We start from the raw sequence: 22,396 nt of genomic DNA on the forward strand, positions 1-22,396 counted from the left end.
CACCACCTTCATAGGTCTTGACTATCCTTTCTCTTAGATCAACTGATAGAGCTGGCATTTTACTTTTCGATGAACTCCCCTGAATATTTGTCCCTCATTGTACCACCTCGTCATAGAATCCGCCGTAAAATAACAAAAACATCATCAACTAAGCTCGGCTTTATCCATTCAGGGAGCATAGCAAAATAGATGAATCCAAGTATCAAACAATTGGGGGGAAATTTTTACTACATGGGTGTTTCCGGGGGATGTGGGAAAAGTCTGAAATCACCAAAACTGTCGCCGAACCAAGGCCAGAGCATCGACAAAAGTAGGGTACTGCTTGGAGTACCAGGTGGCTTGAGGAAAAATCCAGGGAGAGTCTGACTGAGAGTGGTGAGCAAAGACGGTCACAAGGTCAAACAACGCTAACAGAGCCGGAGTGGTGCAGAGTATGGCTTTATCGGACCACTGCCTCTGAGTTTGAATGCCAAGATGTGCCCGAGCCTCCTCAAAAGTAACCTCCACCTGCCAGCGTTGTCGAAACCATTGGAGAATTTCTAAAGGGGTTATGTCTAAATCAGTGCAGAGTAGAGCTTGAGATTGATATTGTCCTTGAGGAGCCCGGACTAATACCCAGCGAATGGGAACAGGGGGCATGCCCGTTTTGTACCAGACAGCGGTGTTAAAGGGTAGAGCCCAAGTACGCTGAGCCCAGGGAATTGGCACCAACAGCATTAAGCACAACCAACGTAGTCCACTTGCCTTGACAACATGGCTATCACTGGAGCGTACTGGGTCTCGATAGATGCCTCGTGCCGCAATCCGTCTTCCCCAACGACGTTCTATCGTGTCGTCTAACCCCAGAAGTAGGGGACCATTGGGGGCGAACAAAGAGACCAGATATCTTGCCAGTATTTGGCTGGCTTGGCGACTGGACCAGATGGCACGATTTAAGACCCGATGATAGCGTTGAAATTGTTTGTCTTGTAGCCAAACCCATCACCCACAAAATTGATGTCACCGTCCGCTTTCCTGGGGCAAGGATAGCTCATATCAGTAAGACTACGGCTGAGGACCACATTTGCCCAGAGAACAAGCATCGGAAAGCAAAAATCAGAGGTAAAAATGTCTGTGGTATCATTGCTTTCACGCCTCGATTCATTATTTAATCCGACCTTCCACCCATTTCTTTCCCTATGGATAAAGTCGAGCTTAGAGAAACCAGGGACTTTAACCAGTGTTTCAGCCTAATCAACTCCCAAATTGAGATAAATAGTGCTGTTACTAATGGAGGTGGAGCCAGGCTCTTGATTAATGGTCAGGGATCGTAAATTTTTAAACAGGGGTTTGAGGGACAACTCTAATACCCTCAGCACCGGCAGTTGTTGACTAAAAAATGGTTCTCCCCTTTGCCAATCGAGGTAAACGTAACTGTCATCGGGCAGAGTGGACAATGCCTGTTGAAATTCCGGTTGATCGGCCAAGGAAGGACTGGTTTGGTCTAACACTTGGGACAAGGCTTCGAGGGAACTAGCCAAAATCACCCGATCACCGACTCGGCAATGGACGCCCCTAACCTGAGTTTGTAGGCTGGTAATATTCCGCTTGGCCAGGGTTTGGAGACTAGTCCAAGCCAATATCCGTTGTCCCTGTAGATCCAAAGTTGATAATTGGTAACCAGCGGCGATTGCCAATTGATCTAAGTGTTCTAAAGCTAAGTCAGTGGTGGCGGCATCTCTGTCCCGAGCGGCAAAGACCCAATCACTTTGGCTGGGATTAGTTTTGGGCAAAAAGATTAATTGATAATCGCTCTGCACCCAAGGAAAAATATCAGTGGCTAAATCCAAACCTAGGGGCTGTTGCCAATCATTAACTAACTTGCTCAATGCCTGTTGGAGGGGACTATGGGGGGCTAAGCCAGTGGCCAACTGTTGCCATTGTTGAGCTAGGTTTTGCCCATTAATGACTAAGCTACTGCTGGGGGGAAGATTAACTAAATCAGTCGCGACAGAAGAGCCATTGGCTGTTTCCGGCTCTGCTCCCCCCCTTGGTACCCCCGTTAAAGCACTGTGGGCCACCAATCCCTGGGCTTGGAGAGACAAGGCCACCGTTAAGGTTTGCTCGATCGCCGTTTGGTCAGAATTTTTCTCTATGGCCGGTCGCTGGCCAAGCCAAGCAGAAAGGGCGGGAAAATTAGCATAAACTATGCCCAACTTTGGTTCGCTCAAACTAGCTAGGGCCTGTTGGTAAGTTTCGGTTTGGGCCAAGCTCAGGGAAGGGGCCTGCAAGCTATTCAATGCCTGGCGCAAAACCTGGGGATGATTGGCAAAGAGGACATAGTCTCCCACCACTGCACTGGCCAGTAAATTGCCGTTGGGCACCGGGCTAACGGGGTGTTTATAGGTAATCTTGACTCCCTGGTAACGGTCAAATACCAGATCCGTATCTCCGGCGATCGCCGCAGTGGCGTAGGACAGTTGCAAAAATTCCCGACTCAGTTCTGGATCTTGGCTGTGAACCACCAATAGATACCCTGGTTGAGCCCCATTGGCCCCATTGTGGTCGTAATCTAAATCGGTCACCGCCAGGGTAACTTCCTCCCCCAACCAGGGCTTCACTTCTTTGCGATAATCCAGCCCCGTTTTAGCCAGTAAACTCTGCTCCAAATCCGCCAACTCCCGATGGGATCGACGCCGCCGCCCAGGATTAACTGCCAATTGGGTAAAGGCCTCCAGGCGATCGGGATTGACCAGCAAAGACACCATAATTGGTGATTGGCCAGGAATTAACCCTGGGGCCATGGGGCCACGGTTCACCCCTCCCTGGGTCAAATTAAGGGGGCTATGGCCGAGCACCAGGGCAGTGCCCCAGCCGGCTAAAGTCAATAAGAAGATTGCAACGGCGGCCAGTAGAACGAAAAAAGAACGGGGTTTCACAACGGACTGATACCCTCTTGCGACAATTCCTTCCCATTATCGGGGCTGTCGGCGGCCTTGCCCGATCTTTTTAGCTGTTTGAGCGGGAAAAATCGCTAAATAAAACCGGTTGTGAAAACCTCCCCGAAGCCGGTTCAGCAAAGTTGGCTTCCTGCTTATAGCTTCCTGCCAGAGTTTCTGTCGCAGGGGTCTTCATTGGCAACTACGGGATCAGTCGATCCGGATCAGGCACAACACTGGTTTTTGGATATGGAATATTCACTTTTTTACTTATTTGAATTTTTTTCAGCAAAATCCGCTGGTAAACGATCAATTTCAAAGTATTGGTGAAACTTGTCGGTGATCTCCAACCAATAGGATCTCCCTTCCGTTTGCTTTCTTTTACGAACAAAACCCGCTTCCACCAATTCCTGCACCTGTTGGTAGGCCCCACTGCCCCGTAGTTCGATCAATTCTGTTTGCAGTAGGGGGGATTTCATGGCGATCGCCGCCAGGGTACGGAGGCTAGCGGTGCTGAGGTCGGCGGGGACAAAATCTTGGATCAAATGTTGAAAGGCGGCCCGCAGTTGCAGGCTGTAACCCTGGTTTGTTTCGATAATTTCCAGGGCACTGTCCCGGTGGGCATAGTCCTCCATCAACTCCATCAGGGCATCCTCCACTAAAGGCCTTTCCTGGCCACTAATGCTGACCAAATCGGCGATCGCCACCGGTTTAGCCTGGAGATAAAGGATCGCTTCAATGGTGGTGGCAAGACGCATTGGACAAGGAGAAGTATTTGGGGGAAGAGAACATCAGCGGCCAATTAGCTTCATGGCTTGGCCAGGGCATTGCTTCACCACTTCGGGGCGCAACTTTTGGCGCACATTGTCAGCATTCAACAAATCTCTACTACCCACTTCCGTAATCAAATAGGCCCTAGCAGCATCCCTAGCCACATCGGGGGATTTCCCTTCACCGAGAGCTTGGCAGATTAGTCTGGCCGCCGTTTGTATCTGAGCTTGGGTTGGTTCCGCGGCCATGGCTGAAAAAGTGGGACTAAGGACAAGGGGAGCGACAACAGTTAAACCAAGGGATGTCAATGCCCCAAGGCGAGATCGATTGCCCATAATAACCTCAGAAATAGTTGGGAAAACTCGTCCATCCGTGGCCATCAAGCCCCTAACCAAATAGCCGCTGGAGACGCTTACGCACCCAGTTCATAATATTACTATCTTCTTCCTCCAAAGCAAGGAGGCCCTTGGTAGCCAGTTCTTCTTTGCGGCGCATTAACTCCCCTTGGTGTTCCCCCAAAGCATTGATAATGGCTTCACGGAAATCAGGGTTAGTTTGTAGTAACTGTTCAAATTGGGGAAACCGCACCACAAACAAGAGGCATTTTTCCTTGGCTTTGACCGAGGCGGTGCGGGGAATGCCCAACATCAAGGCTAACTCACCAAAGAAACTACCGGGGCCCAAGCTGGCCAGCACCCGGCCTAACTTGTCGGTGTACACTTCCACCAGCCCGGAAATGACAATGTAAAAACCGTCGGCGGGCTCCTGTTCCCGAAAGAGCACTTCCTCTGGTTTGAGGGATTGCAACTGCCCAATTTCCACCAACTGGCGAATTTCCAACTCGTTTAAACTACCAAAGTAATCGCTGGATTTTAAGACTTGACTGAGGGAAATCATTGGCTCTTGTTTCCCCTGGTCAGACGGAATTGGTAAATCTAAATCTGGCCGCAGATATTTGGCGATCGCCTCGGGATTTTTTAGCCACAGTTCCCGTTGGGGCCAGGGAATGCCAATGCCATTACGCTTAAAGTAAAAACAGATGGTGTAGCGCAGGGCACTGAGAATTTCCGGGTGCTGGCCCATGTATCTTTCCTCAATCCAAACCCAGAGCTCAAATTCCAAGGCATTATCGCCAAAATTCTGGAAAATAACCTGGGCCGGGGGAGTTTTGACCACGCAGGCTTGGCTATAGGCACACATCAACAGGGTTTCTGTCACCAATACCGGCTCCGTGCCGTAGGCTACCCCCACAGATACGGTCAAACGCACCGTTTCCGTTTCGTAGTGATAGTTAATCACCTGATTTTCGATCAGTAGACTACTGGGCAAAATCACCTTGGAACCATCCTTGAGTCCCACCACCACCGCCCTGGTGGACACTTCCCGCACATAGCCCTGGATGTTTTGGAAACGGATGTAATCACCAATTTTCACCTTCTGTTCTACTAGTAGGGTTACCCCACTGACAAAATTACGGGTGACATTTTGCAGGCCTAAACCAATCCCTAGCCCCAGGGTGCCCCCCACCACCGTGAGGGAAGATAGGTTAACGCCACTAGTTTGGAGCATGGCAATAAACAAAAAAGAACCCATGCCATAGCTCAACAGATTGGCCACAATGTAGCGGATGCCTTGCTCATAGATAAAACGCCGCAGAATAATGCCCCGCAGAACCCGGTTGAGGTAGTGGGTTAAAACGAATATGGCCAGGGCCGATAGGACTAACTGGAACAAGTCCAACAGGGAAAGTTGGGTGCGCCCAAAATTCAGAGTGGTGGCGTCGAGGGTATCAAAAATTTTGGAGAAAGCAATGGCAACAAAGGGCATGAAAATTCCATGAAAGTTGACAAAGGCAAGTTCCCGTGGGGACAGCCATAAATATTTGGCAAATTGACGACAAATCCGCTGGTTAGACCTAGTTTTCCCGATTAATCTATCTCTGGATAGACGCGGAAAAAGACTTGAAAGTCGAAAGTAAAGGAAGGCATGGGCTGAAATTCGCCATAATTTAACTTAGTTAGCTAAATTACGGAACTAACAGCTATTTCCTCTTGAAGGCTAACCATTGCTTCTAATAAATACCTAAGCGATCATTTCCCCTTCTCCTCTCCTTTCCCATCCACCCTACTCTATGGAAATTCAACTCATCAACATTGGCTTTGGCAACATCGTTTCTGGCAATCGGGTTGTTGCCATTGTCAGTCCGGAATCGGCCCCCATTAAAAGGATTATCAGCGATGCCAAAGAACGTAGTCAGTTGATTGATGCCACCTACGGCCGGCGCACTAGGGCTGTGATCATTATGGACTCTAATCAAGTAATTCTCTCGGCTATTCAACCAGAAACTGTGGCTAACCGTTTTGTGGTGGATAAGGATTTTAAAGAAAACGCGAAAAAGTAACCCGCTGATTTGCCGAACTCCTGCGGTAATTTTGGCCAGCCCCCAACTCCGTTTAAAAGGGGGTGATGCTATCGGAAAGGGGATCGAAATATTTATCGATCCTAGCTTGACGAATATCCCCTCTAAGCCCTGGCAAAGAAGGAAATTGAGATTGGATGTTAGTCAACGCTATTTTGTCTCCACGTCAGCGGCTGACAATGCCCGACCATTGCACTTCTTTGGTGTGGGTACGGCGATAGGAGAAAAAAAGTTCTTCCATTTGGAAGGTGCAGTGGGGGGCCACCGCAATTTGTTCTGGGGCCAAACCTAAATCCAACAGTTGCAACTCATTAATACGGCGCACATCGAGGCGACATTTTTCTGGTTGTCCATCGGGCAATACCGGCGGATTGGCCATGGTGGATAAATAATCCCATTGCTGTGCTTCTGTGGTTAACCTTTGCACCGCAGGCACACTCTGACCCACTTCCAAGGCCACCCAGGGGTCCACTTGGTAGACCTCTCCGGCGATCGCCGGCCCAAGGGCAATGCGTAAATCCCTTAAATCACTACCTAGGGCGAGAAACCTGTCGATGGTTTTGGGCACAATTCTGGCTTTGGTACCCCGCCAGCCCGCATGAACCGCCGCCACCCGTTTACTAGTCAAATCACCGATCAACACCGGAGTACAGTCCGCACTGGCCACCCAGACCCCCTGGTGGGGAGCGTCACTAATCACGCCATCGGCTGGGGGATGAACACTATCAGGGGCGGGGGGTGTTTGACTAATTTCCGTCGCCGTTAGGGCCACGTCCCCATGCACTTGTTTGACCCGCAACGCTTTTCCTTGGGAGTCAAGATAATTGATTAGTACTTCGGGTAGCTGGGGATAGAAGGCCCTAGTGAAAAAGCCATGGGACCAAGGATCCAACAAAGCACAGGTGAGATAGGGTGAACCCTTGATGTTTTGCCATCCCCAGAGATTGTCCCCCATTGTCATCGGTCTAGCCAAAAAAGTTGTGATGTTTGAGTGGTTTTAATTTCGACGGCGGATCGGAAGTGGTGGAGGTTTCCGCCCTAATTTGTTGGCTCAAAAGCCTATTCTTAGTGCCCATAACCTAATTTCACCTGGTCATCCTAGCATGGCCTAAGTTTTCCGTAAATCCGTTGATCCCCCTAATTAAGTCGGGGGAAACGTAAATTGAGCAGAATTGATTGGATATAGTTCAAAAAGCTATTGGCCTGGCGGGCCTGGAGCCAAATTTTCCCCTGGCCGGTGAAGCGGCACAGTCGGCCCTTACCGCCCCACACATCCCCCCGTAGGCGATCGGTAGCTAGCCCTTCCTGTTTAGTCATTTCGTAATCCAGGGTATCTTCAAATGCAACAATATAATCAGGGTTATAGGCCAGGTTGCCATCGATGGAAATCTCCACCAAACCACCGTAGAGGCTAAACCACAAATCCCCCTGTCCGACTAAACGCAATAAAAAACTCTCGCTATCGTTATAAAAATGCTTCATGCTGGCGAAATTAGTGTCAATTTTCACCGTTGGTTGACAAGCGAGGAAATTATCTGCCCGCAAATAAATCCCCTTTTCTATAGTTAAAAAGTGATGGCAAATATCCCCTGGTAGAGCCGGTGCCAATTGGAGGTGACCAACGTTTTGTTCCGCCGTAAATTGATTGAGAAATAGGGCATCCGTACCGAGAGCTTTGCGTAAAATATCCAGTAGCCCTCCCCGTAATTTGTTAACGAAGAGAATATAACGGTCCATGGTGGTGACTACGTTGGCATCGACAAAGACAATTTGCCCGGGCTTTATAGTCAGCTCCAGGGTAGCGTACAGGGCATGGCCATTAATACTGTAGGGAAGATTAAATTCATCATCCATGGGACGCCCTTGACTGTCCGCCCCTGCTTCCCGGGGATGGGCAAAGAGATGCTGGGTGTAATCCTCTTCCAAATCCTCTTCAGGATCAATCTGTTCCAGACTTTGTTCGAGCTTTTCTAGGGATTCTTCTTCCATCATGGCGGGACAGGTTTTAGTTACAGGGCAATGGCATTAGTGGTTCCGACTTGTGATTTTACTGATTTAGCGCAGTTTGAAGTTTTCCGGTTTGAGCTGGTGACCCACTTCCTGGGCAAAACTGCGGGGACCATGGGTTTGGCAAAAAATTGTACCTGTGCCACTAAATTCATAGAGAATTTCTTGCTTGGGCACCAGACGTTTGGGCCATGGACGCAACTCCTGATATTGCTTGACTTTGAGGCTATTATCAAAGGCCACCACATGGTCAGAGTTGACAATTTGTTTGCCATTCACTTCCAGGGAATACATGGCCCCAAAGGAACTGATTAACACATCTCCAACGCCCACCAAACTTAGCCAGGAATAGGGTTCTTTTTTGGCGGCGGATTTGTAGCCCATGAAAATGTCCACCTTACCATCGGATGCCAGGTAGGAGCTCTGGCGCACAATTAATTTCCTGCCCCCCAGTTGATAGTGCCCCAGGTTGCCCACCAGCGCAGGGGCTAAGTAAATTTCGCCGCCATTTTCCCCGGCTTGATAATTGTTTAAAAACATGGTTTTAATTTGATTGCCCCGGCTGGTCTGTTTCCCTCCCCCATCGCTGGTGCGCCGCACGGAACTTTGCACCGAGATATCTTGACTCATGGCAATTAAAGAGCCATTCTGGGCCGCTAATTCTTCGTTGGCCTCCAGGATTACCCTGGCGATCGCCGTTTGGGGGGAATTGAGAAGTTTAATTTTCATAGGGCAGGCAGGGGAAAAATCAGCGCAGTCGTAGCCGGATAAAACGACCTAAACTACTTAAACTGCGGGATTGCCAATAGATGTTGCCGGTGCCCTGTAAACGGGAACTCAGCCCCCGACCGGACTGCAGATCACCGATAATTCCCCTGGGGAAATTAACTTTGAGCTTAAGCTTGGGCTGAAACGCCAGTAAATGGGAATGTTCCACCACAAAACTCTGGGGGCAGGATAACTGGTTGAGGGTGCCGTAACTACCAAGGAAGACGCGGCCCTTGCCCTGGAGTTTCAAACCGAATAAACCCTGCCCCGCCCACCAACTGGAGAAACCAAGCCAATGCACCCCCATATTGACGCCGCTGGTATGGGCAACATGCACTCCAGGGTTGATGAATATGCCATTTTTGGGTAATTCTAAGCGAGTCAAATTTCCTGGTAGGGCTTTGCCTAAGGTAAAACTCAACGGTTGATCGGTGGGGTTATGGATGGCGTTGACCATTAAGTTTTCCTTGCCCAATAAAAACCTAGCCAGGGCCCTCAGCCAGCCTCCTCCACACAGCCGACTAATTATCAGTCCCCCATCCATGCTAATTAGGGAACCGGGGTTAATGTAGAGCCGTTCCTTGGGTTTGAGGGTAACGGCCAACACCGAGTTGGGATAGTGGCGAATTTTGTAGAGCACGGCTCAGCAGGGGAAGAACAACAACGGAGCAACATTGATTCCATTTTGAACCAATTAGCCTCAATCTATACCAAACCAAGACTAATTTGACGGGGCTTAAAACTTAAAGTCAGTAGCCTAGGGGCGCGCTGTAAAAGTGAAATTCTCCACAGAAAAATCTCGTTGCAATCCTCCATTTACTGAGGAGACTTTTGCCAAATGCTTCCCCATCAGGGGCGGTGGAAGCATTAATGATCATTTTTGGGCTTTTTCAACATACCCGGGTATGTCTCCAGAGATAGGTTAACCGTCGCCAGGGGACAATTCTGGGCATACACTAGGGAGCAGTGTGAAACGTGTGAGGATTGTGCCATGAATTCTTTCTGGGGGACTTGTCGTCAAAAGCATTGGTTAAGTGGAAATTTACCCAAATCCTTGGGCAAAAAACGTCGGCGACGGCCGTTCATAGTTCTCCTTGCTTTGGTCCTAGCCAGTAGCGCCTTAACCATTGGTTTGGCTCCCAATAACCAGGCCACTGCCCAATATGCTCCGGTGGCGACCAGTTCCGGTAATCCCTGGCAGTACGCTTCTTTTCCAGTGGAAAATTTCCAGCAATATACTTCTGGGTTTGGTCCCCGCCGGGCCCCCACTGCTGGAGCTAGCACTTTCCACAATGGTTTAGACTTGGCTGCTCCCCTGGGAAGTTATATTCGTAATTGGTGGCATGGCACAGTGGTGGAAATGTCGGACCATACCGGTTGTGGCACTATGGTACGGATTCAATCCGGTGCTTGGCAGCATACTTACTGTCATTTAATGGGACGGGTGGAGGTCCACCAAGGCCAAAGGTATTTGGTCGATCGCCAGGGGGGCATTGTGCTTCAACAGGGGCAACAGGTGGTAGCAGGAATGCGCATTGGTCGGGTGGGGATGACGGGCCGCACGACGGGACCCCATCTGCACTGGGAACTGCGCCATAACGGAGTTTTAGTAGATCCGGCCCTAGTGCTACAGGCCATGTACGGCGGGGCAATCTAGCCCAAATAGGCCAGAATGGTCAATGGCCCTGTTTTTCAGTTTTCTGCACCGATGACCCCAGACTCCCTCCAACAATTACTCGCGGCGATCGCCAGCGGCCACACCAGTAGCCAAGAGGGTTTTGAGCAGCTTAAACATCTCAGCTTCCAGGCGATCGATGATTTTGCCAAAGTGGACCACCAACGGCAACTGCGGACGGGCTTTCCGGAGGTGGTGTGGGGCCCCGGTAAAACTCCAGAACAAATTGAGCAAATTGTCCAAGCCTTAGCGGTGCATAATCCGGTGGTGATGGTGACTAGGGTGGAGCCGGCGGTGGCGGATATTTTAGGGGAGCGCATTCCCCTGTTGCACTACTACGCCCAGGCCAAAATCTGCGCATTACTGCAAACCCCTTTACAGGTTAAGCATCCCGGCACCATTGGCATACTCAGTGCGGGTACCGCAGACTTACCTGTGGCAGAGGAAGCGGCCACTACAGCGAGTCTGTGCGGTTTCAAAGTGGAAAAAATCTGGGATGTGGGGGTGGCAGGCCTGCACCGGTTATTAAGCCATCGGGCCTTAATTCAGTCCATGGATGTGTTGATTGTGGTGGCGGGTATGGAGGGGGCCTTGCCTAGTGTAGTGGCGGGGTTAGTGGACTGCCCTGTGATTGGAGTACCCACCAGCGTCGGCTATGGCACTAGTTTTGGCGGCGTGGCTCCCCTGTTAACCATGCTCAATTCCTGTGCGGTGGGGGTAGCGGTGGTCAATATTGATAACGGCTTTGGGGCGGCCATGTTGGCCGGACAAATTCTCCGCACCGGCGATCGCCTAAAATCAGCTTTGCCCCACGGTGGGCAGGGCCGCTAGGAGGGTTGTGACGCAATGGCGAGCTTTGTCGTCTAATTTAGTCCAATCCACCTCCCCTTGGTCATTGAACAATTGTTGGTCTATTTCCGCCGTGAAAACTTCATCCTCGTCCGGCAGCTGATCCCCAAAGGGCTGGGGCTGGTAATTGGCAAAACACACTTGAAAACATAAATCCCAAATGTTGACCCCATAGGTTTGCTCCTCATTTTCCAGAATTAACCGATGCCCCGGTATGGGTTCCTCCACCTCTTCGTAGCGACTACGCCAAGAACAGCTTTCCAAGCCTTGCCGCAGATGGTCAATGGTGCGGATTAGGGCTGGTTGCATGAGGCAATCCGCCTGTTCCCAGGCCTGGACTGTGGCAAATTCAGGTTTCATTAGTTCGATAGATTAAAATGCTTGGGACTAAACCCTTCCCTGCCATGGTACCAGTGGCCATATCCGGGGGGAATTACAACGGTGTTCAAGGGGATTTCGTCGGGCAGAAAGCTCCGTTTTCAGGATAAATTTCCTGGGAAAAATCAACGAACTCCACAACGTCTAAAGCCGCAAGGTCAAACCCACATAGGGGCCATTTAAATTCAGGGAAAAGTCAAAACCATTGTTGCCATTACCCTGCCCGTATTTCAAACTATAAAATTGGTAGCCCAACTGGATAGCCACGTTTTCCCTTAAATAGTAATCTAGTCCTAAAATAGCTTTCCAGTTCCAATCCGCATCCCCCGATAGGTCAAAGCCGGACACATCCCCCCGGAGCCAAAGGGCCAGGGTATCCGTTAACTGCACCCCCAATTTCCCCCCCACCAAGGGATTAATCCAGGTACGGCTAGCGGTTTCATTAATTTGGAATTGTCCCCCCAGGGAAATTAGAGAACTGTTGTAGTTGTAGTTAGTAGTCTGGTCCAAGGCGAGGCTGAGATTGATTAACCTTGCTCCGATGTAGGGTTCAAACCACCACTGGGGATAACTTCGATTTTGGGACCCTGAACCGTAGACGGGACGGGCGTTGCCAAAATGGTAGCTAATGGCTAGATCAACAGTGGTTTCGCTAACGGATAAATCAGTGTTGGTATCAATGCTTAAATCCCGTTGCCCTGCCCCGTAAAGTTCAGCCTGAATGGCGGCAATTACCTCCTCTTCGTTGGCTAAAATTTGGTCTAATTCGGCTAAATCTTGTAATGTGTCAGCAAAATTTGCATTATTTTTGAGGGATTGCAACGTATTTAATGCGGTTTGTAGTTGCACTAGGTTTTCTTTGGCATTACTGTCTTGGAGGGTTTGGATAATTTCCCCCAGGTGGGAATCCTTAATTTCCTCGAGATTGGCGATCGCCTCCCGCACTTGACCCACCCTCTCCCTGGTTTCCGCCAATTTTTTCTGCAATGCTCCGAGATCTTCCCTGGAACGCAGATTAGCAATGCGGCTTTGAATTTCCGTCTGTAGGGTACGCACCGCCTCCAACTTATCCTGGGCTGTTTCGACCCGGTCAATAATATTTTCCAAAGTGGAACGGTCCCGATCGCCCTCAATTTGTTTTATTTTATCCAGTCCCCCCAGGGCAATTTTGGCCAAATCCCGGCGGTCAATTTCTTCTAGGGGTAATGTGGCCAGCAATTGTCTAGTCTCTTCCCGCAGGTTTTGCAACTGGGAAGCAAAGGTTTGGATTTCCGTCACCCGTTGTTGCACCCGGTCCTCTAAACGATCAATGGAACCGATGGCACTGTCCCGAAAACCCTGGATGGTGCCCAAGGCGGTCTGGAGTTGGGTTAACTTTTGTTCGATTTCCCGTTCACCAAGGTTCCCCTCCTCCACCATTTTTTTCAGTTCATTAATTTTTTCCGCCCAGGCTCCGATGGCCTGTCGATCAACAGCATTACCTAGGGCTTGCAGCGTTTCAATTTTGGCCGAAGCTGAGGCGATCGCCGCCATCAACTCTTGGCGATCGGGAGCTGCATTACGCACCTGTTCAAACTCAGATTGAATTTGGGTGAGACTTTGGTTAATATCACTTTTCTTTTGCTGCAAAATGACCGACTGATCGGTAAGAATACCACTAATTCCATTCAAACGATTATTTATATCTGTGTTGAGTAAATAATTGATTGGGCTAAAAGATGCTAAACCGGGAAAATTGTCCCGCTGACCGGTGGATGCTCCTTTTAAATTGTAATAAAACCCATCTAAAATAATGCCCCAATTACCGTGCCAAGCTTCGACTCTGCCCCCAGCATAAACTGTTAATCTCTCCAATATGTCCGCAGTGGTAAGGTGATAATCACCATGAACTCCCCTAATTCTGGCTGATCCATAGGCGTTAATAGGCAGGACTGCACCGGGGGTAATAAAAATTTGCCAACCGCTATTTTGGTCAGTGCTGGCTGTTGGACTAGGGATGGGCTGTTCACTATTCTCTGTGTCAGTCAACTGTTGGGTAATGTCCTCCGGATAGGAATTTTTTTCTGGATTTATTGCTGGTAAAAGAGTTTGTTCTTCCTTCTTTGTAGACTCGATTAACGCTTGGGTTGTAGGCTGTTTTAATTGTGACGGCTGGCTCTTTAAATCTTCGGCAATTGAGGCACTGGCATTCAGGTTATCTTTGGAATCGAGAGAGGTTTGCCCTGGTTCCTGATTTAGTTCAGCAGTGCTCGAATCGGCAAGATTTTCTACTACAAAGGGCTCTAATTGAATTGAATTTTCCAATAGTAAGGCATCATTTAGTTCCGCCGTAGCAGGGGTAAAGTTGGCAAAATCGAGAATTTCATTAGCTAAAACAGAGCAGGGAATTATTCCTGGCAAACTAAGCGTAGCGAAATAAAGTAGCCAGCGAAACACCTTCATATATTTTAATAATCCAAGATAAATCGAAAGGAATTAAAAATAGTCTTAATAAATTAACTAAATATAAGCTAATTTGTCAACTAATGACAAACTGTTTATCGGTTTTGTGGTAAAACATGGCTAGTGCGAATGTGACCAATTTTATGTATTTTAGTGGCATTTTTTCAGCACGGTATTTTTAATATAAATTACCTGAGAGTCTATTCTAAAAGGCGAAAAATGAGAATTAATTGTCCCCAGGCATCTTATTAAGAGGGAAGATCAACAAAAATTCCTTGCTATCACTGGAGCTCCAGTGGGTCGGTTTAAAAGGCGGACTAAAAGCTTATAAAAGGACCCTAAGTAACGCCTATTATAATTAAGTAAACACAAATTTTAGTAACTTAACTATTTTTTAAGATGGATAACTATTTCTCCCGATTGAAAAAACTTTCTGGCCCCGTTACATTTTTTTTGACTGTTGCCTGTTTAGTCTACCCAGGCGAGAGTGCCCGCGCCAACGGTAGCGTCCCTAACCCCTATGTGGTGGCTCAAACTGGGGCCAGCCCATCGGTAACAGTGGAGAATCTCAGCGGTTTTCAAGGAATTATTACCGCTCTCAATGTTACCCCCGACGGTAAATATCTAGCCGTGGCTACGGCGGACAACCAAATCACCCTGCTCAATTTAGCTAACCAAGAGGTAGTTTATAGCCAAAGGAGTCCGGTCAATAATTTTGCCGATTTGGCCGTTAGTGCCGACGGTCAATGGTTGGCGATCGCCGCTGACAATAATGTTGATATACGCCGGGTGCGGGACGGCATGAGGGTGAAATCCCTGGCCGGGCATACAGAGAAGGTCAGTGGTGTGGCCTTTAGCCCTGATGGGGAAACCGTTGTGAGCGTTAGCGGTGGCGATCGTACCATTCGCATTTGGGAGCGGGAATCCGGCAATCTGGTACAAACCCTAGCGGATAACCTCGGTCCCACCACCAGTGTTGTTTTCACCCCCGACGGTGGTCAATTCATCACCGGGGCGATCGGCCAGGACCGCACCATTAAGTTTTGGGATGCCAACACTTTCCAATTATTGGGCACCTCTCCCAAGCAGCCTGGCTTCATTAACGGTTTAGCTGTGACCCCCGATGGGAGAAAACTGGTGGGGGCAGTACGGAATTTTGTCAAAGCCTGGAACTTAGCCGATGCCAAAGAGTTATTCACCGTCAAAGGCCCCAGCTTAGAAATTAATACCATCGCCGTTTCCCCCAATAATCGCTGGGTAGCCACCGCCAATAAGGAAGGGACTATCATGATCTTTGATTTAGTCAACGGCAAACAGGTTACAACCCTGAGGGGACACCAAGGTTGGGTTCTTTCCCTGGCTTTTAGTCCCGACGGCAATACTCTCTACAGTGGTGCGGAGGATAAAACCGTGAAAATCTGGGACCTGAGCACCCTTGCCCGCTAACTTAGAGGTTGAAAAATAATTAAGACCCCTGGGGATAAACCCGGCCTTTCCAGCCGCCCCCCCGACCTCGCCAATGTTGCCAAGCGGAATCGAGGGTCATGAGGCTATATAACAGGGCAATCAACGGTAGGGTGGGGTGAGTTGGCAAAATAGGGCAGTTGCTCGTATAGACGAGGGCAAGCCACGGCCAACTGCTGGGAGCGAGAGCTATCCAACGCCTTAGTAAAATCTATGAATTGACTCTGGAGTTGTGTTAATTGCTCAAGGGGCGATCGGGGACGTTTGAGAACTGAAATTACGGCCTCAATTTGTTGAATTAAAGCTCTATTCATGCCATTGTTCTGCTTGTAGTTTAATAAATTTTTTAAAGCTTCATTAACTACTACCTGTGGCAACATGTCTAGGGATAAAAACTGTGGTGACCAAAGTATGTTTTCACAATAAAAAGGAAATTGATTTCTTTGGCACCAATCAGCTAAATCTAGTAATCCAAAAATATTGTAAGCTTGAGGGGTAACACGGATGGAGACCCTTATACCTGCTCGATAATAGGCGATTATGTTCTTCTCAACCAACTTCCACTGGGAAGGATAACGAATATATTCTTGCAATGCTCCGTAACCATCAAGACTAAAAGCTAATTCCACAACCCTAAATTCTTTTAACATTGTCGGAAGCTTCTTAGCATAAACCATGCCATTGGTCGAAATATATAGTTCAATTTGAGAAGCATGACCTCCTTCAATTAATCTTTCTAAAACTTCATAAAAACGATGCTGTAATAATGGTTCTCCGCCGGAAAATTGCAAAAGTCTTAACTCTTGAGGAGAGCGAAAGAGCTCTTCTAAAACTTCTTCGTTGCTGCTCCAGGAATTCGGGTAAGGGAGCCGACTGCAAAATGGCTCATATTCTCCGTTTTGACCATAGCTTTGCCTAGTGATTGTCAGATTATCAACCTCCACCCAACAACCCTCTTCCCTTAGGGATAGAACTAATTCAACATTGTCCTTGTTGAGCTTTGGCTCCAAATTCCAGTGGACTTGCCAGGGCCCAGAAGGCAAGGCTCTTTCAGACAAATCACCAGACTTATTTTGCAACGACAAAGTGAGAGTTTCCTGCCCATAATTCCAGCCCTGAAGATTTAAACCAATCGTAGCCCCTCCTTGATCTGGAAAACTTATTCCAGCGGTGCCACTCGCAAGTTTTCTCGTACATTGACTTCCCTTTAGTTGACAGTCTCCCCAACCCCAGTAGTAAACACCTCTGCGATAATGAGGCAACAACTGCTCAGACTGGGCCAGTCCACCAGACCATTGGTGATGAACAGGATCAAGGGCAATTTGGGAACTAAAGTGGGGAGAACACATCCGACATTTTAGATTGCATCGATTCCCTAGCCAGAGGTGTAAAGCCCTTGGAGGCGATATTCGATTATCGGAACTAGCCATAGTTTTGACCATTGCTAACAGGTCATCCTGATTAGCTAACCCTAAAGATTGCAGATGTAAAGAATCATTCATTAACTGACGCAGATTAGTACCGCCCTCCTCCTCAACGGTGTCGCATAGTCGGCAAGCAGGCACAATTTGTCCCGCCAGCATCTGGTCTCGAATCTCTCGATAGATAGGAGAGTTCCAAATTTCCTCCAGAGTGTGATGATGGATCGACAAGGAGTTTCCCTGAACTTGAAGATCCTGGTAGCTACGACAACACAAGCGAGCCCGGCCATCGTTGAGCAACATGGCTTGAGTAAATGGCAATACGCAAAATGTAGATGAAAGCATTGAAAATAAAGTAGCGTCAGGTAATCGGGAGCCCTAGTTTTCGTTTTAGCCGAAACCATTGGGTTCGAAGACACCAAAATTTGCTGGTCTGCATAGCTTCAATTTCCGCTCTGGCCTCAGTCAAATTTTGAAGAGCTTGTTGAAATTGACTGTCTAACTCTCGGGCCAATTCCTGTTTCTCTGTTAGGGTTTTGTGCAAAGTATATTGGGAATTTTTCCACTGCTCATTGAGAGCTTTAATAGTTTGCTCGGATTGTTTTAATTGGTCTTGGAGCGTCTCAACCTTCTGCCCCAAAATTTCTGTTCGCTTTCGATCCCAATTTTGGGGTGCCTGCCATAAGGAAGCAAGAATTTCCAAACCCTTCTGTAGGCCAATGACTACTTGATCTAAATCCTTTTGAGTGTGGGCATAGCAAAGATTAAAAATTCCGTAGGTGCATACTCCTTGAGTACTTAGTTCGCGGATCAAAAGATTTTTGCAAAAGTCTGGACTTAGGGAACAGGTGAGTGAGAACCAAAGCTCAGGACGGCAATCATGGCCCACTAATGCCGACTCTATGCCATAGTTTTGACAAAGTTGATCATAGGAGTGTTTCAAAAATCGCCCCTTCTCAGCCAGCTCAGAGCAAATTTCTCGTTCTACAATTTCACTAATAGTGGCCACTGCCGCCACAATGGATACTGCCTCTAGACCAAAAGTCAGACCGTAATTAATTTCAGATGCCTTTGCCATCAGGGATTTACCACCTGCTAGAATTGCTAAAGGCAGACCGTTAGCAAGGCACTTGCCGTAACAGACTAAATCCGCTTGGATTTGCCAAAATTCCTGAGCTCCCCCAGGGGCAATTCGAAATCCAGAAACGACCTCATCAAAAATTAGCAGTGTTCCTGCTTCTTGCAATAGGGTGTGGATTACTGTCAGGGTTTCTCGGTCAGGAATGGGCCAGACCATAGGATCGATGATCAAACAGGCCACTTGCTGGGGATGGGCTTTTAAAATTGCTGCCACAGTCTGGACGTCGAGGGTGTCTAGTGTAACAATCTGAGCTCTTTGGCTTTCTGGTACCCCAGGACAACAAAGAGATGCCATATACCAATCCTGGACGCCATGGTAACCTCTATGGAGAACAATGTCCCTTTTGGTAATGTGACGGGCTAAGCGTACCGCTGCGGCCGTGGCATCAGAACCATTTTTAACCAGATGAATAGCCTCAACACCTGGAACTAGACGCAATAACAAGGATTCTAACTGATACCATTCTGGCCCTACCCATCCTGTATTCGCATATTTGGCAGACTGTTCCGATATGGCCTGCGCCACCCTCGGATGGCCGTAACCTAAAATATTGGAACCCCAGGCCGACATCATATCAACGTAGTCCACATGATTGGCTCCCACAATATGACCCTCATAGGCGTGGACAATGGTATGGGGAAAATCCCGATAGACCTCTTCCGGTGATAGAACAGGGGGAGATGGCGGCGAAAATTGATAACCTTCTCCTGGAGAATAAGCCAAAAGTTTTTCAAAGCGAAAATCCTTCGGTTTCCCGATCGCCAGAGATTGCTTTAACCAAAGGGAAAGACCATCGGATGTCAACTGGGGAGCAAGTTCTCTACTTTGATGAAAAATAAAATCACGAATTTCTGGTTGACAGAGCTTCTCCACTGCCTGTTTGAGTTCTTCCCCGTCGTAGTTACAGACCAAACCTAGTTGAAATTTTTTTATGAAGTGGGCACAGCTAGAATCGAGGTTGCCCAGAACAATGACCGGGCGATGAACAGCTGCCACCGCCAATAGAACTCGCCAAAGGCGGGGATTTTGATCTGAAGATCCGACAGTCCTAGTCCCCACCGGAATAACCAAATAGGGGTAGCTCCTCAGATTTTCCACCAGTTCTGATTCGGCCAAAATCCCCCGAGGATGCAAACCCCATTGCTGAACCCATTCAGGATGTGTTTGCAGATCAGTGAAGGGATCTTCTTCCGGAATCCCAGAAGCTCCATTGTACCAATCCAGACTAATGCCAGCGGTAGTCAGGGTTATTTTTAGCGATTCTATTAATTCTGTAGGTTCTAGAGCACCGATTAAAGCGCCAACGGAGTTGGGATAAAGAATGGCATCTTTGGGGAGAACTGGGGGATCAGCCATCAATGCTGGACTGACAACCGAAGGTAGTAGCCAAAATTTCAAGCCATACTTATTTTCATAGGCTTCTCGGATTTCTGGATGGGTTACTAGACGGAGACTTGCTTGAGACAGAAATTCGGTCATTAAGTCGTCCCCAATATCATTAAAATTGATGTTGCGATCCTCCATCAAATGAATCGCCATTGGAGCTCCACAAATTTTCTGAAGACTGAGGGCCAAAATAATATCTTCAGAAAAATAAGGAACACAGTAAATTTGCTTTACCCAATGTCCAGAAATTTTTTGAGCAACCATATTTAAGGCTTCCTCTCGGGATAAGTCCCTGACATTAACGCAAAAATCTAAATCTCCAAATTCCTGAATACCGCCATACAAGTTCAGGGAGCGCAAAGATATAATTTGTTGTGCATCAGTCAATAAGCGTGCGATTAGAGAACCGCTTCCATGTTGATTATTAACTTCACAGGAAGTAACAGTGGCCAAGGCTTGAGTAAGGGGTTGAGCCATAGTTTTAGATTGGTCTAGAGCGGGTAAAAAAGTGAAATTGACTCCGTAAGCAACCAGAGATTGATATAGTCTTGGACAAGCCACAGCTAGGGATTGCTGACGAGATTGATCTATTTCTTTCGTGAAACGGCTAAAACTATTTTGTAAAATCTGTAATTGTTCTTGGCTTGGACGAGGGCGATTAAGGGCGGCAATGAGAGTTTCTACGTGCCAGAGATTGGCCGGAGCGCATTGCTTATTTAAATAGCCTTCCCATTCCTCTAAAGCTTCATTGATAACTCCCTGGGGAAGCATATCTAGGGAAAGAAAACGAGGTTCCGTTAGAATATGATCCAAATAAAATGAGAGTTTTTTATCATCGCACCAGCGGACTAAATCAAGCAGACTAAAAATATTATAAGCTTGAATTGTTGGTCGAATAGAAACCCGTAAATTATCCTGTTTAAAAGCTAAAATATTAAAGCAAATTTTTTCCCAACGACAAGGGTAACGAATATAATTTTGTACAGATTCAAACCCATCAACGCTAACGGCTAATTCCACATCTTGAAACTGTTGTAATAACCGGGATATTTTCTGACTATATTTAGTTCCGTTGGTGTTGATATAAAGGGAAATATGGGAAGCAGCATCTTGTTTAATCAGCCATTCCAAAATAGGGATAAAGGAGGGATTAATTAATGGCTCTCCTCCTGAAAAGTTAATAAAGCGTAGGTTTTCGGGATGGGCAAGAACTTGTTCAAAAACGGTTGCTTCTTGTCCAGACCAAGCCACTGAGTTTTCTCCTTGGGAGTTGCCTCCATACCAGCGGGAATGAACCGGATCCTGGGCAATGCTGGAGCTATATTGTTGGGAACACATACGACACTTGAGATTACAGGTATTACCCAACCAGAGATGCAAAGCGGAAGGAAATGGCGCTTGTCCTTGTTCATTTGTGATAATATTCCCTATTTCAGCTTCCAATTCTTCCCTAGTTTGGGGAATCGTTCTAGTCGGGAAGTGAGCATTGCAAACCTGGCGTAAACTCGTCCCGCCGTCCTGTTCTTTTTGGTAACATTTTTGACAAGAAGCAGCCTTTTCTCCAGTCACTAGTGTATGGCGTAGTTTCCGGAAGTAGGCAGAATTCCACGCTTTATCCAGATTCATATTTTCGAGGGAAAGAATTTCTCCTTCCGATTCTAAATCTAGAGCCAAAGTTTGACTGCATAACTTTATTTTGCCTTTGTTATCAATCACAGTTTGATAAAAGGGCAAAATACAAAAAGTTTTCGAAAAATCTAACGCGACAGGGTTAGCTTGATTTCTAGTTAAGGAGCGGGGGGAGTCTGGTGTTAAATTCTGGCTCGAATTAAAATCCTGAATTTGGAAAGCACTTTGAAAGTGGGAAGCTAAGATAGGATGATCTTGGTAATGTTTAAGTATTTGTTCGTGATTTTCCACTAGGGTTGTTAGATTGCCTTGGGTTCTTTTTTCAAACATTTTGGGAATGACAATAGGATCCACTCCGAGATGGGCTTGAATTTTAGTTAGTGTCGCATCCCAATTAGTTACTAAATCGGTGTAATCAACCCAGAGTTGTGCTTCTTGGGCAAAAAGTCCCGTAAAGTAATTCTGACCAGAGCAGTAGTATTGATAAAACCAATCAAAATACCAAGTTTCGTAGGTCAAACTGGGAGAAGGGGGAGGATTATAGGAACCGGGAACATACCAAATTGGGGAGTGGACATTGGGAGAAAACCAAATATTAGTTGTCATTGCTACCCGAAAACTGATAGCTGCTTCAACAATATTTCTAGTCAAGACAATGACCCGTAGATCTTGTTTTGAGCGGAGATAATCCCAAACTGAAGAATTGTGCCCCAAATGGTCATACATTAATTTGGTGCCATCGAAATCTTTAAAGAAAGTCTGGGCCAAAAGGCTGAGGTCGAGGCAATCGCCATCTAATTTTTTTTGATCATTTAAATAGCTATCTTGATGGCCGTAAAGATTCTCTAGGGTTTGCCGACGCCAATGCACCCAGGGATCGTCCCCTTCCTGTTCGGGATTAAAAATATCCATACCCTGACAGATATTAGGGTGAGTGCCAAGGGCGGTGATGAGTAGAGTAGAGCCGGTACGAGGATAGCAGAGAATAATGAATTTCATTGCCGAGTAAATATGGGGAATGACTTTGACAAAATAAGCCCCCCATCCAACGGCGAATCAGACTGCCACTTTACCGACCATGAGCAGATCTTTGACCATCAAATATTCTGGGGTTTTTCGAGAATATTA

Annotated in this window: 16 protein-coding genes and 2 pseudogenes; 4 read left to right on the forward strand and 14 right to left on the reverse strand. The window is 47.5% G+C overall.

The features are described from left to right. Positions 1-267: 267 nt before the first annotated feature. From IQ217_RS12945 to IQ217_RS12965, 5 genes and pseudogenes are all read right to left on the reverse strand, one after another. Positions 268-954, reverse strand: a pseudogene (locus IQ217_RS12945) (transposase); the annotation flags it as partial. A 275-nt stretch (positions 955-1,229) separates the two neighbouring features. Then, complete coding sequence (locus IQ217_RS12950; protein WP_194020258.1) at positions 1,230-2,918, reverse strand: DUF3352 domain-containing protein; 1,689 nt, start codon at positions 2,916-2,918, stop codon at positions 1,230-1,232. Positions 2,919-3,184: 266 nt separating this feature from the next. Further along, positions 3,185-3,676 (reverse strand): SMC-Scp complex subunit ScpB, encoded by a 492-nt coding sequence (gene scpB / locus IQ217_RS12955; protein WP_194020259.1) that lies wholly within the window; start codon positions 3,674-3,676, stop codon positions 3,185-3,187. A 33-nt stretch (positions 3,677-3,709) separates the two neighbouring features. Beyond that, positions 3,710-4,024, reverse strand: coding sequence for a hypothetical protein (locus IQ217_RS12960; RefSeq protein ID WP_194020260.1), 315 nt, complete (start codon positions 4,022-4,024; stop codon positions 3,710-3,712). 52 nt (positions 4,025-4,076) lie between these two features. Then, positions 4,077-5,516, reverse strand: coding sequence for a cyclic nucleotide-binding domain-containing protein (locus tag IQ217_RS12965; RefSeq protein WP_194020261.1), 1,440 nt, complete (start codon positions 5,514-5,516; stop codon positions 4,077-4,079). Positions 5,517-5,820: 304 nt separating this feature from the next. Here IQ217_RS12965 and remA point away from each other — a divergent pair, with 304 nt between their 5' ends. Beyond that, on the forward strand, positions 5,821-6,090 hold the full coding sequence (gene remA / locus IQ217_RS12970; RefSeq protein ID WP_010874197.1) for an extracellular matrix/biofilm regulator RemA: 270 nt from the start codon (positions 5,821-5,823) through the stop codon (positions 6,088-6,090). A gap of 184 nt (positions 6,091-6,274) precedes the next feature. On the opposite strand, the gene pgeF is transcribed toward remA, so the two are convergent. The 4 genes from pgeF to IQ217_RS12990 all read right to left on the reverse strand — a co-directional run bounded on the left by pgeF (position 6,275) and on the right by IQ217_RS12990 (position 9,523). After that, entirely contained in the window at positions 6,275-7,069 is a 795-nt protein-coding gene (pgeF, locus tag IQ217_RS12975; protein ID WP_194020262.1) for a peptidoglycan editing factor PgeF, read from the reverse strand. Between the two features lie 176 nt (positions 7,070-7,245). Then, positions 7,246-8,100 (reverse strand): TIGR00266 family protein, encoded by an 855-nt coding sequence (locus tag IQ217_RS12980; protein ID WP_190599248.1) that lies wholly within the window; start codon positions 8,098-8,100, stop codon positions 7,246-7,248. Positions 8,101-8,163: 63 nt separating this feature from the next. Next, positions 8,164-8,844, reverse strand: coding sequence for a TIGR00266 family protein (locus IQ217_RS12985; protein WP_194020263.1), 681 nt, complete (start codon positions 8,842-8,844; stop codon positions 8,164-8,166). Between the two features lie 19 nt (positions 8,845-8,863). After that, positions 8,864-9,523 (reverse strand): TIGR00266 family protein, encoded by a 660-nt coding sequence (locus IQ217_RS12990; protein WP_194020264.1) that lies wholly within the window; start codon positions 9,521-9,523, stop codon positions 8,864-8,866. Between the two features lie 351 nt (positions 9,524-9,874). On the opposite strand from IQ217_RS12990, the gene IQ217_RS12995 reads away from it, so the two are divergent. Further along, positions 9,875-10,540, forward strand: coding sequence for a M23 family metallopeptidase (locus IQ217_RS12995; protein ID WP_194020265.1), 666 nt, complete (start codon positions 9,875-9,877; stop codon positions 10,538-10,540). 51 nt (positions 10,541-10,591) lie between these two features. After that, positions 10,592-11,389, forward strand: coding sequence for a nickel pincer cofactor biosynthesis protein LarB (larB, locus tag IQ217_RS13000; RefSeq protein ID WP_194020266.1), 798 nt, complete (start codon positions 10,592-10,594; stop codon positions 11,387-11,389). Here larB and IQ217_RS13005 read toward each other — a convergent pair. Both IQ217_RS13005 and IQ217_RS13010 read right to left on the reverse strand, forming a co-directional pair. After that, positions 11,357-11,767, reverse strand: coding sequence for a hypothetical protein (locus IQ217_RS13005; RefSeq protein ID WP_194020267.1), 411 nt, complete (start codon positions 11,765-11,767; stop codon positions 11,357-11,359). The genes larB and IQ217_RS13005 overlap by 33 nt on opposite strands. Positions 11,768-11,929: 162 nt before the next feature. Further along, positions 11,930-14,227 (reverse strand): hypothetical protein, encoded by a 2,298-nt coding sequence (locus IQ217_RS13010; RefSeq protein WP_194020268.1) that lies wholly within the window; start codon positions 14,225-14,227, stop codon positions 11,930-11,932. Positions 14,228-14,626: 399 nt separating this feature from the next. Here IQ217_RS13010 and IQ217_RS13015 point away from each other — a divergent pair, with 399 nt between their 5' ends. After that, complete coding sequence (locus IQ217_RS13015) at positions 14,627-15,673, forward strand: WD40 repeat domain-containing protein (RefSeq protein WP_194020269.1); 1,047 nt, start codon at positions 14,627-14,629, stop codon at positions 15,671-15,673. Between the two features lie 104 nt (positions 15,674-15,777). Here the strand turns inward: IQ217_RS13015 and IQ217_RS13020 are convergent, their stop codons facing one another. The 3 genes and pseudogenes from IQ217_RS13020 to IQ217_RS13025 form a co-directional block, all read right to left on the reverse strand. After that, the gene (locus IQ217_RS13020; protein ID WP_228017280.1) at positions 15,778-16,953 is read right to left on the reverse strand and encodes a twitch domain-containing radical SAM protein; all 1,176 of its coding nucleotides are present in this window, start codon (positions 16,951-16,953) and stop codon (positions 15,778-15,780) included. A gap of 291 nt (positions 16,954-17,244) precedes the next feature. Continuing rightward, a pseudogene (locus tag IQ217_RS19515) lies at positions 17,245-17,457 on the reverse strand (SPASM domain-containing protein); the annotation flags it as partial. A 16-nt stretch (positions 17,458-17,473) separates the two neighbouring features. Then, positions 17,474-22,267 (reverse strand): twitch domain-containing radical SAM protein, encoded by a 4,794-nt coding sequence (locus IQ217_RS13025; protein ID WP_228024101.1) that lies wholly within the window; start codon positions 22,265-22,267, stop codon positions 17,474-17,476. Between the last annotated feature and the right edge of the window lie 129 nt (positions 22,268-22,396).

It is taken from the genome of Synechocystis salina LEGE 00031 (genome assembly GCF_015207985.1).
Lineage (GTDB): Bacteria > Cyanobacteriota > Cyanobacteriia > Cyanobacteriales > Microcystaceae > Synechocystis > Synechocystis salina.

Excerpts from the sequence above, each read along its gene's own strand:
- scpB (WP_194020259.1), bottom strand. The coding sequence starts at position 3,676 with ATGCGTCTTGCCACCACCATTGAAGCGATCCTTTATCTCCAGGCTAAA.
- IQ217_RS12960 (WP_194020260.1), bottom strand. The coding sequence starts at position 4,024 with ATGGGCAATCGATCTCGCCTTGGGGCATTGACATCCCTTGGTTTAACT.
- IQ217_RS12965 (WP_194020261.1), bottom strand. The coding sequence starts at position 5,516 with ATGCCCTTTGTTGCCATTGCTTTCTCCAAAATTTTTGATACCCTCGAC.
- remA (WP_010874197.1), top strand. The coding sequence starts at position 5,821 with ATGGAAATTCAACTCATCAACATTGGCTTTGGCAACATCGTTTCTGGC.
- pgeF (WP_194020262.1), bottom strand. The coding sequence starts at position 7,069 with ATGACAATGGGGGACAATCTCTGGGGATGGCAAAACATCAAGGGTTCA.
- IQ217_RS12980 (WP_190599248.1), bottom strand. The coding sequence starts at position 8,100 with ATGATGGAAGAAGAATCCCTAGAAAAGCTCGAACAAAGTCTGGAACAG.
- IQ217_RS12985 (WP_194020263.1), bottom strand. The coding sequence starts at position 8,844 with ATGAAAATTAAACTTCTCAATTCCCCCCAAACGGCGATCGCCAGGGTA.
- IQ217_RS12995 (WP_194020265.1), top strand. The coding sequence starts at position 9,875 with ATGAATTCTTTCTGGGGGACTTGTCGTCAAAAGCATTGGTTAAGTGGA.
- larB (WP_194020266.1), top strand. The coding sequence starts at position 10,592 with ATGACCCCAGACTCCCTCCAACAATTACTCGCGGCGATCGCCAGCGGC.
- IQ217_RS13005 (WP_194020267.1), bottom strand. The coding sequence starts at position 11,767 with ATGAAACCTGAATTTGCCACAGTCCAGGCCTGGGAACAGGCGGATTGC.
- IQ217_RS13010 (WP_194020268.1), bottom strand. The coding sequence starts at position 14,227 with ATGAAGGTGTTTCGCTGGCTACTTTATTTCGCTACGCTTAGTTTGCCA.
- IQ217_RS13015 (WP_194020269.1), top strand. The coding sequence starts at position 14,627 with ATGGATAACTATTTCTCCCGATTGAAAAAACTTTCTGGCCCCGTTACA.
- IQ217_RS13025 (WP_228024101.1), bottom strand. The coding sequence starts at position 22,267 with ATGAAATTCATTATTCTCTGCTATCCTCGTACCGGCTCTACTCTACTC.